The organism is Alterotamlana spongicola (assembly GCF_035818475.1).
Classification (GTDB): domain Bacteria; phylum Bacteroidota; class Bacteroidia; order Flavobacteriales; family Flavobacteriaceae; genus Cognatitamlana.
The window spans coordinates 860,152-875,963 of the sequence record NZ_JAYMGV010000001.1 but is presented as its reverse complement, the minus strand read 5'-3'; the positions used below and the strand labels follow the sequence as shown (position 1 = coordinate 875,963).

At 32.5% G+C, this 15,812-nt stretch carries 19 protein-coding genes; 6 read left to right on the top strand and 13 right to left on the bottom strand.

The window, feature by feature from the left end; genetic code table 11:
• Positions 1-363: 363 nt before the first annotated feature.
• The 9 genes from VOI54_RS03830 to VOI54_RS03790 all read right to left on the bottom strand — a co-directional run bounded on the left by VOI54_RS03830 (position 364) and on the right by VOI54_RS03790 (position 8,520).
• A complete protein-coding gene (locus VOI54_RS03830) occupies positions 364-873 on the bottom strand; it encodes an SMI1/KNR4 family protein (protein ID WP_326281396.1) in 510 nt (169 codons plus the stop codon).
• A 181-nt stretch (positions 874-1,054) separates the two neighbouring features.
• Positions 1,055-1,561, bottom strand: a complete 507-nt coding sequence (locus tag VOI54_RS03825; protein ID WP_326281395.1) for a DUF6896 domain-containing protein — start codon at positions 1,559-1,561, stop codon at positions 1,055-1,057.
• A 609-nt stretch (positions 1,562-2,170) separates the two neighbouring features.
• Positions 2,171-2,614, bottom strand: a complete 444-nt coding sequence (locus VOI54_RS03820; protein ID WP_326281394.1) for a nuclear transport factor 2 family protein — start codon at positions 2,612-2,614, stop codon at positions 2,171-2,173.
• A 222-nt stretch (positions 2,615-2,836) separates the two neighbouring features.
• Positions 2,837-3,355: a nuclear transport factor 2 family protein gene (locus tag VOI54_RS03815; RefSeq protein ID WP_326281393.1), complete on the bottom strand. Its 519-nt coding sequence runs from the start codon at positions 3,353-3,355 to the stop codon at positions 2,837-2,839.
• 213 nt (positions 3,356-3,568) lie between these two features.
• Positions 3,569-4,411 carry a bifunctional helix-turn-helix domain-containing protein/methylated-DNA--[protein]-cysteine S-methyltransferase gene (locus VOI54_RS03810; protein WP_326281392.1) on the bottom strand — a complete coding sequence of 281 codons (843 nt, stop codon included), beginning with the start codon at positions 4,409-4,411 and terminating at the stop codon, positions 3,569-3,571.
• Positions 4,412-4,413: 2 nt separating this feature from the next.
• Positions 4,414-5,835 (bottom strand): pyridoxal phosphate-dependent decarboxylase family protein, encoded by a 1,422-nt coding sequence (locus VOI54_RS03805; protein ID WP_326281391.1) that lies wholly within the window; start codon positions 5,833-5,835, stop codon positions 4,414-4,416.
• Between the two features lie 203 nt (positions 5,836-6,038).
• A complete protein-coding gene (locus VOI54_RS03800) occupies positions 6,039-7,292 on the bottom strand; it encodes a site-specific integrase (RefSeq protein WP_326281390.1) in 1,254 nt (417 codons plus the stop codon).
• Positions 7,292-7,621 (bottom strand): hypothetical protein, encoded by a 330-nt coding sequence (locus tag VOI54_RS03795; RefSeq protein WP_326281389.1) that lies wholly within the window; start codon positions 7,619-7,621, stop codon positions 7,292-7,294. The genes VOI54_RS03800 and VOI54_RS03795 overlap by 1 nt, the downstream gene beginning before the upstream one ends.
• A 245-nt stretch (positions 7,622-7,866) precedes the next feature.
• On the bottom strand, positions 7,867-8,520 hold the full coding sequence (locus tag VOI54_RS03790; protein WP_326281388.1) for a recombinase family protein: 654 nt from the start codon (positions 8,518-8,520) through the stop codon (positions 7,867-7,869).
• A gap of 781 nt (positions 8,521-9,301) precedes the next feature.
• Between VOI54_RS03790 and VOI54_RS03785 the strand changes: the two genes are divergently transcribed.
• The 4 genes from VOI54_RS03785 to VOI54_RS03770 all read left to right on the top strand — a co-directional run bounded on the left by VOI54_RS03785 (position 9,302) and on the right by VOI54_RS03770 (position 11,983).
• A complete protein-coding gene (locus VOI54_RS03785; RefSeq protein ID WP_326281387.1) occupies positions 9,302-10,207 on the top strand; it encodes a DNA cytosine methyltransferase in 906 nt (301 codons plus the stop codon).
• A gap of 498 nt (positions 10,208-10,705) precedes the next feature.
• On the top strand, positions 10,706-11,314 hold the full coding sequence (locus VOI54_RS03780) for a hypothetical protein (RefSeq protein ID WP_326281386.1): 609 nt from the start codon (positions 10,706-10,708) through the stop codon (positions 11,312-11,314).
• Complete coding sequence (locus tag VOI54_RS03775; RefSeq protein WP_326281385.1) at positions 11,298-11,645, top strand: 4-fold beta flower protein; 348 nt, start codon at positions 11,298-11,300, stop codon at positions 11,643-11,645. The genes VOI54_RS03780 and VOI54_RS03775 overlap by 17 nt, the downstream gene beginning before the upstream one ends.
• A gap of 86 nt (positions 11,646-11,731) precedes the next feature.
• Positions 11,732-11,983, top strand: coding sequence for a hypothetical protein (locus tag VOI54_RS03770; protein WP_326281384.1), 252 nt, complete (start codon positions 11,732-11,734; stop codon positions 11,981-11,983).
• 63 nt (positions 11,984-12,046) lie between these two features.
• On the opposite strand, the gene VOI54_RS03765 is transcribed toward VOI54_RS03770, so the two are convergent.
• Positions 12,047-12,610, bottom strand: a complete 564-nt coding sequence (locus VOI54_RS03765) for a hypothetical protein (protein WP_326281383.1) — start codon at positions 12,608-12,610, stop codon at positions 12,047-12,049.
• 103 nt (positions 12,611-12,713) lie between these two features.
• On the opposite strand from VOI54_RS03765, the gene VOI54_RS03760 reads away from it, so the two are divergent.
• A complete protein-coding gene (locus tag VOI54_RS03760; RefSeq protein WP_326281382.1) occupies positions 12,714-12,974 on the top strand; it encodes a helix-turn-helix domain-containing protein in 261 nt (86 codons plus the stop codon).
• A 102-nt stretch (positions 12,975-13,076) separates the two neighbouring features.
• Here VOI54_RS03760 and VOI54_RS03755 read toward each other — a convergent pair whose 3' ends face one another.
• From VOI54_RS03755 to VOI54_RS03745, 3 genes are all read right to left on the bottom strand, one after another.
• Positions 13,077-13,163 (bottom strand): DUF1508 domain-containing protein, encoded by an 87-nt coding sequence (locus VOI54_RS03755; protein ID WP_326283132.1) that lies wholly within the window; start codon positions 13,161-13,163, stop codon positions 13,077-13,079.
• A gap of 82 nt (positions 13,164-13,245) precedes the next feature.
• Entirely contained in the window at positions 13,246-13,845 is a 600-nt protein-coding gene (locus VOI54_RS03750; RefSeq protein WP_326281381.1) for an SMI1/KNR4 family protein, read from the bottom strand.
• Between the two features lie 20 nt (positions 13,846-13,865).
• The gene (locus VOI54_RS03745) at positions 13,866-15,044 is read right to left on the bottom strand and encodes an RHS repeat domain-containing protein (protein WP_326283131.1); all 1,179 of its coding nucleotides are present in this window, start codon (positions 15,042-15,044) and stop codon (positions 13,866-13,868) included.
• A gap of 605 nt (positions 15,045-15,649) precedes the next feature.
• On the opposite strand from VOI54_RS03745, the gene VOI54_RS03740 reads away from it, so the two are divergent.
• The gene (locus tag VOI54_RS03740; RefSeq protein ID WP_326281380.1) at positions 15,650-15,799 is read left to right on the top strand and encodes a hypothetical protein; all 150 of its coding nucleotides are present in this window, start codon (positions 15,650-15,652) and stop codon (positions 15,797-15,799) included.
• Positions 15,800-15,812 lie beyond the last annotated feature (13 nt).

Genomic DNA, 15,812 nt, shown 5'->3' with positions numbered 1-15,812 from the left:
TTGTTCAAAACCCGCATACTCACTCTTCCATTAGGACATACCTCTATTTAATCTAAGTAAGCAATTTTAAATGTTTCTTATTTGTTGATAAGTGTTGCTTAACTTCTTGAAACCCCTATTAAATAAGGAAAATACTTGTTGTTTTTTATGTTGATTAATTAACGATTAATGTTTCTTAAACATGTATAGAGCGTCTGCATCTCTCTGTTTTTCACTAACACGCTCTAATATGTTTCCTTTTATAAATTGATTTAGATATCTCCTTATCGTATTATTATGTGTTTCACAATAGTTAGCTAATTCTTCTTTTGTTGCTTTTTTCTTTTTAAACCAATCAAATATTCCCATTATATTGACTTTTACCTATAAATCATTTTTGTTTATTATTCCACCCCAATCTTCAGAGTAGACATACTGTCCTTTTTCTAGGTCATTTATATATTTAGTTATCCATTCCTTAAAAGAATGGGCAATTAGTTCACGTTCTTCTGAATCATGCCACATTCTAATAATTTGACCGCTGGAGCCACCTAATGCTGGGTCAAGGTCAATACAATAATGATTTCCCCCACCATCATGCGTAATAGGAATCCATTTATCATTCCACCAATCATTTTTTATACCCTTATTTGGGTCAGATTCATAACCAGAGAAGTCTCCACTATCCAATAGTTCTTTCCAGACTTTCCACTCCTGAATGATACGCTCTATTGATAGTAGTTCTTCTACATTAATTAATCCTTCACTATCACTATTTTGTCCATTGTGAATCATTAAAAAGTTTATATACTCTTCAGGAAGTTCAGCACCTATTGTGTGTTCCAGTTTTTCGATATTTTGTTTTGAAGCTGGTGGGTTTAGTTCATTTTTCAAATGAGATGCATTTTTAGCTAGCCAATTCTCAAGGCGATTCCATAAATCTGGAATATCTGTTGATTGTTTTTTTAAGAATGAAAACATTGTTAGTGATAAAATTAACATTATAAATATTTTTTTCATACTACTAAATATTTAGCTCCAGAAGCAATTGACTATGAAACTGCAATTTAGTTACTTATTTCCAAAATTTCCATTTCGATTTATTTTGGTTAATGCTAGCTTTTCGGTCTTCTATTATTAAACTTTCATCAAGGGCTTTCGTCCAGAAATAATTATGAGTAATGCCAATAGATAAGGGGTTGTAGATAAGGTTTTCTTTTTTTAATTGTTCAAATTCTAATTCGATTTGTTTCTCATTTAGAAGTTTTCCGTATTTCTTTGGTTGGCTTTTCGCAAAACTAGTTAGTCTCCATAAATCAAATCCATCGTATCTTAATTCAGGTAAATAGGTAAAGTCAAAATCAATCAATTTATCCGAAAAGTGAGCAGCAATTCCTATCCCATGGCAAGCGTAAAAATTTAAGCCTTCATCTGGGATTTTACCAGTTTGTTCATATATTCCAGAATGCCAACCTTTAAGAATATCATCTACATTATATACTTTTTTAAAAATTTCAACAACTTCTTTGGCTGAATTTTGAAAATCAGCAATTAATTCATGTATATTCAATTCTGGATTCAAAGTTATATATCTGTTTTTATACTTTTTAAAGATAACTCCTATGATTTAATTGCCATAATAAATTATTTAAAGCTTTAAGATGTAAATATAAAAGGTGGTGGGTTTTCATGGTGGGTTTTTGCACTTAAATGCACCTATTTGTATCATTTTGCAGGTAAATGCAGGATAGAATTGTAGACATTAAAAAACCTGAAAAGCTCATTGAACACAATAAATAAGGGAGATTTCAGAGATTAAGTGTGTATTTCTAAACCCCGTCTGGCAGTCAAGAGGTCGGCGGTTCGAGTCCGCTCTTCTCCACTAGTAAACATAAGCCTTAGCAGATGCTAGGGCTTTTTTGTTTTTTATGGTGGTGGGGTGTTGTGGTGGGCTTTTTAAATTCAGGTTTTGGTTTATCTAAATATTTGCCAACGGTCTTGTGTATGAAACGTAGCGTGTAAAAAGATACTAATTTTCGGATAGGCGCACAGACTTTAGCAATTCCGAGTGGATTTGGACATAGTCGAATCCGCCGTAATTGCGGTTATACATTGTTGAGCATTCGTGTTTTGGTACCCAAGCTTTGTATCCAATCAAATATAGTCGAATTCGCCATTGTTGAATTACTCGTTAATTCGACTTTTGAACCACGTCTCTAACTTCAATGATCTTACCATTTTCTATTTTATACAGGACTATCGAAAAGGCTTTAAACTCTTCTCCCGTAGATGAAATATGCCAAATGGAATAAGAAACAACTACCCGATTGCCGGAAGCAATGATTTCGCTAACTTCAAATGAAAGCTTTGTATAAGAAGCATAAGCACCCTCTAATTGTTTAATCATATCTTCACGTGAAACAGCGGTCGGATTAATTGCAGGGTGAAAGTACTGCCATTTAGGATTTGTCACTTCCTTAAAAACATCAATATTTCTTTCGTTAAAGCTCTTGAAAAGTCGGTCAATCATTTCAATGTTTGCACGTTCAGTAAGTTCTTGTTTTTTAAGTCTTTGAAGTTCCAAAACATCTTCTTTGTTCTGACAGCTTAATAAAGCAAAAAGTACGAGTGTCAATGGATAAATAATTCTCAAGTGTTTCATATTTTTTATTCCTTTAATTTATATCGGTTAATCGTAATAGTCAGAAGGCATGACGCAAAACGGTTTGTGTAAGGATAGTTGTGTGATTAAGCAACTAACTTAGCAAAAATAGAACGGACCAGAGGGAAATCCGCAGGATTTTCCGAGTGGGCTAGAACCGAGCAATTATTTTTACACTGTGTTGTAGCACGTTTTTTATTCTTCCGTTTTCTTTAAAGGGGAATGATGTTCGTGGACTATTCTCCAACCATTTTTAGTTTTAAGAAATAACAAGGTCATTTGGTCGTTAACTATAGCAAGGTCTTCTCCAAATTTTAAATGAAAATCAGTGTGAAGAGTTACGTTTGCTACTTTACCATAAACTGCGATTTTCATATCATTCATATCGAACTTCAATATTTCTGTAACAGAACCAAATACACCTCTTTCAAATTTTTCATTTTCTTCCCCATTATTCCTAACTTCTCCATTTTTAAATTCGGTGAATTTTGGGCCATAGGCATGAAAAGAGATTAGTTTATCAATGTCTGCATCTTGCACACTTTTGGCGATGCTGTCCATAGTTAGTTTTATCTCTTTTTTTGCATCAGGAAATTCATCGTTTAATAGGTCAACTTTCACTTCTTGAACTTCCACTTTTTCTTCATTTTGTTTGCATCCTGTAATTACAATTCCGAAAATTATAATCAATACAAGCGTTAATTTTATTTTCATAATAATATATTTAATTGGTTAATAGCTGGTTAGAAAGTTACAATATTTATTTCGAACTGAATTTCCATAATGTGCTACAACGGTCTAGTGTATGAGTAGTAGCGGGTTTCTACTCACAAACCTTTCGGTTTTGTACTGACCTTTGTTTTATGTTTATACTTTCGTTTTATCACTTAAACCGCTATTACTTATACACATTGTTGTAAGGCGTTTTTAATCTAATTTTGATGCTTCCCATCCTATTATTGCCTTCTTTCTGATTGGATTCCAGCGATAACCACCTGTTTTTCCAGAAGATTGAATTACTCTATGACAAGGAATTAAATAAGCAATAGGATTACTTCCAATTGCTGTTCCTACAGCTCTTGAAGCTTTTGGTTTTTCGATTTTTTTTGCAATTTCTCCATAGGTAGCCAATTTTCCTTTAGGAATAGTCAATAAAGCCTCCCAAACTTTTAATTGAAAATCAGTGCCTTTTAAATGTAATTTTATTTTACTAAGTTTATTCCAATCATTTAAGAATACCATCAATATTTCTTGTTGAATTTTATCAACCTTTTGTTGGTAATTTGCGTTTGGAAAACTATTTATCAAAACCTGTAAAGCCTCTTCTTTATTATCTACAAAAGCAATATGACAGATTCCTTTTTTAGTAGTGGCAATCAAAATATCACCAAACTGGGTTTCGGCATAGCTATAGTTTATATTTAAGCTCTTACCTCCGTTTTTATATTCTCCTGGTGTCATTCCTTCTATGTTTATAAATAAATCGTGTAAACGACTAGTACCTGAAAGCCCTGTGTCTAAAGCAGTATCAAACAATGTATTTTTATCTTTTTTAAGTTTGCTTTTTGCATAATTTACACTCAAAAATTGAATGTATTTTTTTGGTGTAACACCAACCCAATCTTTAAACAATCTTTGAAAATGAAAAGAACTCATATTTAAATGTTCAGCAATATCATCTAGAGTAGGTTGCTCTTTAAAATACTCATCTAAATATTCAATAGCTTCTGCTATTTTATCATAATGATATGTGTTTGTATTATTTGACATAATTAATCTTGATATGCTTTTCTTTCCTTATTTAATTCTTCAATTAATTCGTCTATTTCTGTTTCGGTTGTATTGTAATTTGTAATACAAGCTCTAAATGTTGGAACGTTTTTTATTGGGTAAACCGATATCCAAGAATTTCCTTTAGCCAAAATGTTGTCTAAAATGGTTTTTGTGAAATTTGCATCCGATTCAAATTTTTGGTGTGTAAAACAGATTACTGGTAATTCGGTACTGTTCTTAATAATCCAATTATTTTCTGTTAGTTTAGTTCTTAAATATTCTCCCATTTTAGCTTGATGATTGATTACTTTTTCATAACCATTCCAACCGTAAAATAATAAAGATGAATAGACTTTTAAACCTATAAATCGTCTTGACCATTGAATGGAATGTGAGAATGGTTCAACAATTTCTAATTCATTTGCCTCTTTAGGCATATATTCTGTGGTAATTCTAAATGTTTTGTTTAGAATTTCTTGATGAGAAGTCAAGAATACGCTTGTTCCCATAGGAACAGACATCCATTTATGTGCGTCAAAAGTTATAGAATCGGAAGCAGAAATACCTTTCAGTATGTGTTTTAGATTTGAACTTAAAACAGCTCCTCCACCATAAGCGGCATCAACGTGAAACCAAATATTATGTGTTTTGCATATTTTTGAAATTTCTTCTAAGTCGTCTATTGTTCCTGTTCCTGTTGTTCCTGCTGTACCAATAACCATTAATGGGCTATGTGTTGAATTATTTAGGTTTTTGATTTCTTTTTCTAATAAATCAGTGTCTATTTTTAAATCTTTAGTCGTTGGAATTGTTTTTACAAATTCATATCCTAAGCCTACAATTTTCGCTGCTTTTTGCACAGAATGATGTGCTTCTTGAGAACAAAAAATAACAGGTTTTTTATCTAAACCAAACATTCCGTTTTTAGCGAAATCAGGATATTTATTATTTAATGCAGATAATACAGCAGTTAAATTTGCTTCAGCTCCGCCAGTTGTAAAAACTCCGTCTGATTTTTTTGGATTTAAGCCAAATTTTTCAATAAACTGATTAATTACGTGAGCTTCTACTTCAACGGCAAAAGGAGCGTGACTCCAAGCTGCTAATTGAGGATTATAAGAAGCGGTTATAAAATCTGCAATAATTCCCGCAAAATTTGCTCGAGGATTAAATAAACCAAAATATTTTGGATGTGGTGTGTGAACAGAATAATTTTCAAGTCCGTTTATTATATGCTCTATAGCTTTGTTTGGTTCGGTTCCAGAAACTAAATTTTCAGATTCTATAATATTTCTAATTTCTTGTAAGTTAAGTTCTGGTGTAGTACTGTAATCTTTAGTATTAGTGTAAAAATGCTCTATTTTTTGTGAAACAGTATTTAGTATTTCTTTGCGTTGTTTTTCGTCAAAATCAAAATTCATTTTATGTATCGTTTTATTTTTTGACAAAATTCTAAAATTTTTTTTTGCTATAAAACCCGATTCTTGCGGTTTTCTTTAAAATGACTTACAACAATGGAATAAACACACCAGTGTGTTTATTTTTACTATACATCTACTAAAATAGGTGTGTTTATCTATTAGATTTTAAGGATAAGTCCTATGGATTAATTATCATAATAAATTTAACCCCATATTTTCATGGTTAACCCCTTGGCAACAACCTCAGCATCAACATAATGCTTGTTTAAAACCCGCATACTGCCATGCGAACTCAATTCAATCATATCATCACCAGCACTTTTATTTAAATAAGATAAATACGTTTTCCTTAAAACTTTAAACTTTCTCGGTGTAACCTCAGGAAAAGCCTGTTCGTAGTAATGACTGAATCCTTTTGATAAACATGCCATAATGGTAGTATATTTTACTTTTCGATTTGGAGCGAGAATAAACAAATCGCTTTCTTTTAAATCCTCATAGCCTAATTCCATTAACAAATCCATTAAATCAGGACCAACAGGAATAAATTTATTTTTGTACTGTTTGCCTGTGATTCGCTCTACCTTAAGATTATCTATAACGAACATTAGAGAGCCGTTCTTTTCACTAAAAAACAAATCGTTCCATGATAAAGTAACCAATTCTTCTCTTCTTAATCCAGTGAATAGAGCTAATTTAAAACCATCTTTGAGATAAGGTTTGTAATTGTTTTTAACCTCTTTTCCTTTACCACCCAATTGTTTGTAAGGTGTTTTGATATCAACAGCATCCAATACCGCATAAAACTCCTTTTTAGTAATGGAGTTAGTGTCATATTTAACAGGATTGAACTTTACTTTTTTAAATGGATTCCTCATCAATACCCCAACATGGTTAATCATGTGATTTATAAAACAGTTTATCATTTTTAGCATGGAAGGATAGCTTCCTTCAGCATATTTTTTTATTATAAACTTATACCAGAATCCAACATGATTATCATTTAAGTCTTTTATATTAGTAGTTTCTACATCAACCCCATTTTCCCTCAAAACATCAATTAATTGCTGCACAGCTTGTTTTGTAGTGCCTAAATGATTTGTAGTTAGGTTTTGTTTTAGATGCTCTGGAACATCTATCCCATATTTAAACTTGATAAACATATTGGCAGCTTCAATAATAGAAATGTTATCTGGGTTTACTTCATCACGGATTGTTATGTTATCTACAACGCCATTTTTCACATCATTTTTAAATTGAATGGCAGACCTCAACGCTTTGTCATAATCTTTAGTTTGATATGTTTTAGTCCTTCTCTTGTCGCCTATGGTGACCAAAGATTTATAGCTTTGGTTTTCATAATGGTTGCATAAATTATTATGATAGTTGTACTGCTTTTTACATTTGGTACAGTAAATTCTCAGTCCATAATCATTCTTTTTTATTTTTAACTTCATTACTTTATATAACTGTTTTCTTTGCTCTTTTTCACTTTTATTAAATTCTTTTTTGGGTATAATTCACTGATTGCCTTGACCATTCCCTTGTTGGGAGTATTGGCATCGTAAATCTCGAACCACTTACTGGGGTAGCTTATTTTTAATTCCTCAACGGCTAACTGCTGTTGTTTCAATTCAAACATAAACTGATTAACAACATACTTACGTCCGATTTGAGACAAGGGAATACTATTTTCAGCTAACCAGTTTTTAACAGACCTAGTATCATCTAGGTCTAGGATGTTTTTAATTTGTTCTAAAGTCAAGTTTCTTACGTCTAACATCATAATTTCATATTATTTAAAATTTAGCCAATAAAATGGCTGGTCGCAATAGCATAGCTTTTGCAATTTTGTTAGTAATCCGTGAAATTATTTGTTAAATTGTTTTGGAAAGAAATCAATCGTCATTTTTCTACCTTCCATTACAATTATATATAGATTCTGTCAAATATGCAAGCGAATTTCAATTTATTTTTAAAATAATTGATAAAATATTTTGTTATATGAAATTATTTTTGTAAACAATCTGATTACGCAGCTTCTAAAAGTTCTAAATCGTCCTTGATATACTTCCTTACCTTGGCTACCGTTCCCAACGAAAAGCCGTGGACCTTTACACACTCACGAATCGACAAACCCCTCTTTAGGGCATCTACCACCTTTTGGTATTTCTTTAGGAACTGTGTCTTGTCCTCGGTAGTACCCTTGTATCTACCAATATGGGTTCCGTTTGCTTTGGCTTGCGCCATTCCGCTTTTTATGCGGTCTATGGTTGTCTTACGCTCGTTTTTGGCAAATAATGATAACATGTGTAACATGATTTCCGTTGTCATGTTCATTTCTCCTTCTTCGTTCAACGTATCCGTTCCTAGGTCATGTAAATAGATATTGATTCCCATTTCATGTAGTTGCTCCACCAGTTTTAACGTTTCGAGGGTGTTCCTACCCAAACGTGATACTTCGGTAACCAATATTTTTTGAAATTTACCTGCTTTGGCTTCACTTAATAACTGTTGGATTCCCAAACGTTCTTCATTTTTCTTTGCTCCGGATATTTTTTCAGCAATAATACTCACTACCTCATAGTTTTTTCTTTTGGCTACGTTTTGCATATCCGTTATCTGACGTTTATAATCCTGTTTATCTTTTCTTGAAACTCTACCGAAAATTGCTACTGCTGTCATAATTATAAATTTTAATAATAATTCTGCTTTTACTGTTATAAAAAAAGGTTAGCTGATTTATGGAGTCATTTTACTGGTGTTTTACCCTGTTTAAGGGGTTTCCCGCCGTTATGGAGAAACCTAGACCTTTTTCCATAACACTTTTCAAATATGGTAGGAAATAAGTTCCCGTACCAGTCTTTTTTAATTTATTTTCCACGGAAACACCCGTCATCATTGAGTTTTTCCGTTTTAGACATACCAATCCTATACTGCATATAGATACATCTATAGCAAGTGCTTTACTTACTTGTAAATTTTTTGTTTGTTTTCTATCTGAAGGCGATAGAGTACTGTTGAAGAGTACACCAAATCGACATTACAAAGATACTGATTATTAACAGGTTGAAAAAAAATTATATACCAACACAGACATTTTTATGGATAATTCAATGAAAAAAAATTGATAAGAATTTTATCGGGATGAAATTTGGATATATAAGACTGCATTATATTTTTCATGCTAATAATCAGTGTTTTACATTTCAAAATTTGATAAAAGCTAAATATTAGACCTAAATCCACCAATTTGCCCCAAACCAACGGATTTTTGAAAGATTCTTAATACTATGAGAATATCACTAGAAATACCATAATTGGCTTTTTAGCAATTTAAATCAAGATTGTTGTTTTTTCTTTCAATTTACCTTTAGAAAACGTCAAATTTCAGCTTACTGATACCTAAAACATAAAAAATCCTGGGGGAAGCTGTTTGACGAACTATTTATTGTTAAACAACGCAGTGAATAGTGAACATGGAATTAACCTACTTAGTTTATTTAGTGGAATAGGTGTCGGGGAACTAGCCTTAAAGGAGCTTCAAATCCCAATTAATAAATCTTTTAGCTCTGAAATAAATAAACACGCAATAAAAATCATGCAACACCATTTTCCAGAGGTGATACAACTAGGCGACATTAGAAATATCGATGCCCACGCATTGCCAAAAATAGATTTGGTAATGTGTGGAAGCAGCTGTCAGGATTTATCTGTTATGAATAAAAATAGGCTAGGTTTAGATGGTCATAAATCTTCACTGTTTTACTATGCAGTACGTATTTTAAATGTTATCAGAGAAAAGAATCCCGATTGCATCTTTATATTTGAGAACGTTCAGATGCCAGCTAAAGACAGACAAATCTTTACGGAATTATTAGGTGTGGAACCCATAAATATCAACAGCGGTCTACTAGGTCCAGCATGGCGAAATAGATTATACTATACAAATTTAAAGGGTGTTGCCATGCCAGAAGATAAGGGTATTTATCTCAATGATGTTATTGAAGGCGGGTATTTACCACCAAAAACCAAAGGTAAATGTGTTTTGACCCGAAACATCCCATATACGTTAAATGGTCTTAAACGCCACCTAAAACGAAGTATCGGTAATGTAATATATCTCAATAAGACGTTCAGTGAATTAGATAAAAAATCAAAGCTTTTTGAATTGGAACATATAAAAGACGATACAACTGCAAAACGACTATTCCGATTAATGACCATTAATGAATTATGCCGAATGCAAACCTTATCTGATAATTACGTTAGTTCGGAATTGATACCTAAAACGGCATGTGTAAAAGTTTTGGGCAACTGTTTTACTAAAGAGGTGGTGAAACATATACTATCACATTCCAAATTCAATTAAAATAGTGCTAGATTTTTGTCTATATGGATAAAGGGGCTTAAACCTACCCCATTTAGTATACAGTAGCACGTATTAGCTGAGGTTGTAATATTGACAATCGATTTATTTTTAGGTAAAATAAAATTTTTTATCGGACAGGTCTTCACGGGAAACCTCCCTATTTACGGTACGTTACAGGCTAACAGATGTCCGAGACAAGTATCCCGCCTCTTATAATATACTAACTTTTGTCTCTTATTTGGCATATCAGACATATTTATTATTAGTAGCTGTAAAACCAGCTCATGACCATCACGACAAATGTCCATTAAAATATTTTTAGAAATTTTTGACAAATACTTGACTTTCTGGACAAATGCCGTATGGTTAATATAAATAACTACAAGAACTCTTGTATTGGGTTTTTGTACCCTAAAGTAAAATAAAGAAGATATGAAATTAAAAAATTGGTACACTGGAAAAGAAATGAGCGATATATGCAAAATATCGACCCGAACATTGGAAAGAAGAAGAATTAAATTATTAAAAGAAAATCCAGACCTGAACTGGTTTAAAATGAAATCTAAACCATTCAAATATAACTTTAAAATGATGCAAGAGTTTACAAGTCCTGAACTCTTTGATTTAATACAAAGAAATAGAAGTCTATCCAATACAATTGAGTGCATGCACAGTCATGACACTCTGGAACAGCACCTATCCTTCTTAAATTGGGATTACTTCATCACAACTACATACAAGGGCCCTATCTCCAAGATGGAATGCATGACTTTTATGAATGAACTGTACTGCGAAATTGAATCTAAAAGTACAGGTGATAACAGAATGTTCTACACTACCGAAACTTACTCTGCTAGTAATGGCAATCACAATCATTTTGTATTAAAATCAGATTTAAAGCAATATCAGGTCAGAGAACTCATAGAACAACTAGAGCCTGTTGGTCTTTTAGACGTTCAACGCTATGATTACGAACTGGCAGCTATATTTTATATATGCAAAGAGGTAAGTAGGAATGATAACGGATTATACTGGGGTGTATTAGGTAATAACTTAAAAGCTGATGGTATTAAAATTAAAAACATTAAAGATGCAGTCCATATATAATAAAAAAGGTAAGACAGTAGGATGGTTATCCAACGAAGATATTTATGATGTAAAAGGTGATTTTATTGGATATATTAAAAATAACGCAGTTTATAACAGGTCATCAGAATATTGTGGTAGTCTTAACCAGAGCGTATTTAGAGATAGAAATGGTTACGTGGTGGCGTTTATGGGTGGAGCTACAAAATTACGGGTTTTACCAGCATTAAAACCAGCACCAACAAAACCTAATAAAAAAAGAAAGCCACATCTTAAAAAGCCTTCATCATCTTCAACACCCAAATCAATTAAGTTGGGTTGGTCCAGTATAGGGTGGGATTCTTTTATTTAAGCTACATTATGGCGGGTATTTTTGATAATACTGGCATGGACATCCTGATTTTCATATCCTTGTATAAACCATTAATACATAATATCATGGCAACTCAAGGTGAAAGACAAGATTTTTTATGGAGACCTAATACGAATGACTCTACCAATTTAACAAGGTATGAAGCTGAGGTAGAATTATGGCTAAAGGCTTTCAAAAGTGCTGAGAGAAAATACTCCCGAAAGCCTTTTCAAGAATCAGTTACCGTAATTGGGCTAGTGCTATCTTTAACAGTAAACTTGATATGGATGGTCGGTCTTCTTGGTGTTAGGGTTTTCCAATGGTTAAGAAAACAATAAATATTATTTTTAAGACTACCATAGTCATCCAATTTTAATCAATCAAGCCTTAAAATAGCTATATTATTTATAGGCTTCCACATGCAACACATAATCACCGCTAATAAAAACGTTATAGCCATTGCCATCTGTATAGGTCAGTTGATAGTTGCCTTTAACGGCATGCGTTACTAAACTTTGTGATTCTGATATTTTGGTAACCGATTCTATTTCATTAAAGTTGTTAGCGGATAAATCTAATGATAGGTTTTTACCGCTTTCGAAGTAATCTGGCAAGAAATCGTAGTTGTTGAAACACACTGCATTAATACCGTTATCGTTTACCCCAGAATTAGAATAGTCCAGACCATTTACAAACGTAGTTTGCTGCGATGGCAAAACAATACCCAAAGAGAAGCTAAACTCAGAATTTTCTATATAAGTTGCGGACCATGTAGATGTAAGTTCCAGATTGGAATTGTTACAATCGTAATCCTCTAAAGAGGCATAGGCGAGGTTACTGCTGGTATAACTCTCACCATTTCGGGTAATGTTAAAATGGTCATCATTAGTCCTAGAATCGTCATCGTTGGAGCTGCATGATACTATTAGGGCAGTCGCTAAAAAAATTGTAAGTAGTTGTTTCATGATTTGTATTTAAAATTATTCGTACAAATATAATAAAAACCATTTATTAATGGTATCTTTTTAGTGGTAACAAATAATTATTTCTTTAGTGTTATTTGTTACCATGACAGATAAAAAACAAAAAAAGAAGAGTAAATCACCTTATACAGAAGAGCAATTACTAAAAGTTGGTAATAGACTTAAACAGATTAGAATAGAAAAAGGTTTTTCCAATTATGAAAACTTCGCATTTACACATGATTTACCCAGAAGCCAGTATGGTAGATATGAAAATGGTGAAGACATGAGACTTTCCAGCTTAATAAAAGTTTTAGAAGCTATGGAAGTAAGTTTGGAAGAGTTTTTCAACAAAGATTTTAAATAATCATTGTCAAAATAAAAAACATCTCAAATAATATTAATGCATAAAAAAAACAAGCATACATTTAGCACACTCGTTTTATTAAAAAATTTTAAATCTCTTATTTTAAGAGTTATCTTCCACAGATGCATTGGGTGCATTATTCTTTACAGAAGCAATACCGTTTTCCATAGCACCTGTACTTGAATACATTTCACTTGTTCTGACTCTTATAGGGCACTCGTTACAAACGAGCGCCAGCGCATACGAGGACTAGCTGGGGAACAGCCACTAGTTAGTTAAGCCCGTGTTTCTCTTTCCATTTAAGCAGAGTACTTTTAAAATCCCCAGATGGAGGCGTATTATCTTCTTCATCGTAAAAATCATCAACGGGTATATTAAAGTTTATCAATGATTTAAGAAAAATATCAAAAGAATCACAAATTTTAAAAAACCTTTCATGATGACCTTCATGCCAGAAATAAAAAATCTCCCCATAATTCTCCTTTTCTATTCCAATGCAAAAGAAATCACCAGAATATCCATCACTACAAAACGGAAAAAGATTTTTGGGTATTTGGTCATTTAACAAATCTAATTCTTTAGAGATACTATACTTAGAGTTTTTATTCATGGAATAAAAAATATTTACATGTAATAATTCCTCCTTCATTAAATTGAGTAATTCTTTATTTGTGTTTTTTATGGCTACATTTTCCTTAAATTGAAAAGGAGGGTGTTCTAATATAAATTGCATAAAATTGTGATTCACATCAAATTTTTCAAGTTGAATTAAATCTACTTTCTCATTATCGTAAACTTCTGAGTCATTTTTGTATTTAATACTAGTATCCACTCCACCTAATCTTTCAAAAATTTCATCAAATTTCATCATAAAAATCTATTATATTAATTTCAATTTCTTAAATCAAATGCCCCTCCAGTATGAGGTAAACCGTGAAGCTCTCCAGGAACTAACTGAACATTTTGCCCTCCCGAGTGATGTAATTTTAAATTACTTTCACTCAATTCCTGTTGTGCTGCTTTAATTGTCATTTTATACCTCTTTGCAAAAGCACTTAACATTTTATATCTATCTCCACTACCTCCATTTAACCCTTTAGCTTGAAAACTATCAACTGCATATGGTCCAAAATCCGCTCTTCCATCTTTATATACTATTCCTTTACCTTTAGTTATTGCTGTAACCTTAGGGTCAGAAGAATGCCAAGTACTATTACCTCTATTTCCGCTCCATGTACCTTTATTGATAGGAGTGTTTTTTATATTAAAAGCAAGAGCTTTATTTGCTGTAGTTATAGAGATAACTCTATTAGTATTAAACCCTTTTGTTTGAGCAAGTGGAGTGCTCAATGCAAAGGACATATCACCAGCTATAGTCCCCATATCAATTGCTACAGCCCATATTCTCAGTTGAATTAGATAATCCATATCTAATCCGAAAGCATGACCGTACATAGAAATGGTTTCGTCAGAAATTGGAAGCGGATTGTTTACCATCCATCTACCAAAAGGGTCATGTTCCTTAGGTCCAATATCGAAAAATCCTCCATCATGCAACATTTGCAGCTCATCCATAGTATGGTGATAACCATATTCTTCTATGAAATCTTTATTATTAGTATGGTTAAAATTACTAACCCACTCATTACCATTATGGTAAATACTTTTATTAAAGCTTTGTTGAACGTGCCATTGACCACCTATTAAATATGCTGTTTGATAACTCCCTTCTTTTCCATATACATTTGTTGCCGTCGCATATGAAGTCCATAAATAAGGCGGTAAGGCTGTTTCAGCCCCTTCAAGCTCAATTCTATCAATAACTCTATTCCCACTAAACTGATAGGGAGAAAACCATGCAAATTTTGCAGCTAATGGGTCTACACTTAAAAATCTACCTACCCTTGGGTCATGCATCCTAAAGGTATAGTTTAAGCTATTTCCCTCGCCCTTAACTTCATCATCCTTTTCCTGACCTTGGAATCCGTATCTATAAGAGTCTGAACTTCCATGTCTATTAGGTAGAAGTTGGCCAAAAGAGTAGTAATCATTATATGTAAGAACGTCTATGGTAAATATACTACATTATTTTGTTTAGACTAGAAACAAAACCTTCAAAATATGGCTTAACCAAAAATAAAATGGTGGTGGGTTTTAGTGGTGGGTTTTTGCATTCAAATGCACCTAAATGCATCATTTTGCAGGTAAATGCAGGATAGAATTTTAAATCATGAAACATTTGAAAAGCTCTGTAAATACTATAAATACAGGTGATTCCAGAGGTTAAGCACGTATTTCTAAACCCCGTCTGGCAGTCAAGAGGTCGTCGGTTCGAATCCGATCTTCTCCACTTAATAATTAGACAGTTACAAGTTTTTTGTAGCTGTCTTTTTTTTTGCTTGCAACACGCCTGCAACATTTTGTGAATTTGGGTTCTATGAGTGAATTCAAACCGAAAGCAATAGTAGAACTTCAAAATTTAAATATAAGAATTATGATAAAAGCAACAATTAAGTTGGTGCTTGATGGGAAACCTATGTCTAATGGTAAGCATACTGTTTATCTTAGAGTATTGAAAGATAGGAAGAGGTGAAAAAATTAGCCTAGGACTATATTATAAGTATGACCATTTTGTTAGTGAATCATTTACTAAGCATCATCTAAACTATCAAATTGTGAATGAAGTGTTATTAAAATTAAAATCACGAGCGTATAAGATTGTAAGAGAATTTCGAGCAAATCAAATGGACATCAGTTTAGATGAATTTGCTGAGGTTTTTAGAGGAAAAAAGAATGAAGAAATAGATGTAATCACTTTTTTTTAATTAAATATTCCTA

Coding starts and splice junctions, on each gene's coding strand:
- VOI54_RS03770 (WP_326281384.1), top strand. CDS start 11,732: ATGGCAACTCAAGGTGAAAGACAAGATTTTTTATGGAGACCTAATACG.
- VOI54_RS03775 (WP_326281385.1), top strand. CDS start 11,298: ATGCAGTCCATATATAATAAAAAAGGTAAGACAGTAGGATGGTTATCC.
- VOI54_RS03800 (WP_326281390.1), bottom strand. CDS start 7,292: ATGAAGTTAAAAATAAAAAAGAATGATTATGGACTGAGAATTTACTGT.
- VOI54_RS03795 (WP_326281389.1), bottom strand. CDS start 7,621: ATGATGTTAGACGTAAGAAACTTGACTTTAGAACAAATTAAAAACATC.
- VOI54_RS03760 (WP_326281382.1), top strand. CDS start 12,714: ATGACAGATAAAAAACAAAAAAAGAAGAGTAAATCACCTTATACAGAA.
- VOI54_RS03790 (WP_326281388.1), bottom strand. CDS start 8,520: ATGACAGCAGTAGCAATTTTCGGTAGAGTTTCAAGAAAAGATAAACAG.
- VOI54_RS03750 (WP_326281381.1), bottom strand. CDS start 13,845: ATGATGAAATTTGATGAAATTTTTGAAAGATTAGGTGGAGTGGATACT.
- VOI54_RS03815 (WP_326281393.1), bottom strand. CDS start 3,355: ATGAAAATAAAATTAACGCTTGTATTGATTATAATTTTCGGAATTGTA.
- VOI54_RS03765 (WP_326281383.1), bottom strand. CDS start 12,610: ATGAAACAACTACTTACAATTTTTTTAGCGACTGCCCTAATAGTATCA.
- VOI54_RS03810 (WP_326281392.1), bottom strand. CDS start 4,411: ATGTCAAATAATACAAACACATATCATTATGATAAAATAGCAGAAGCT.
- VOI54_RS03755 (WP_326283132.1), bottom strand. CDS start 13,163: ATGTATTCAAGTACAGGTGCTATGGAAAACGGTATTGCTTCTGTAAAG.
- VOI54_RS03805 (WP_326281391.1), bottom strand. CDS start 5,835: ATGAATTTTGATTTTGACGAAAAACAACGCAAAGAAATACTAAATACT.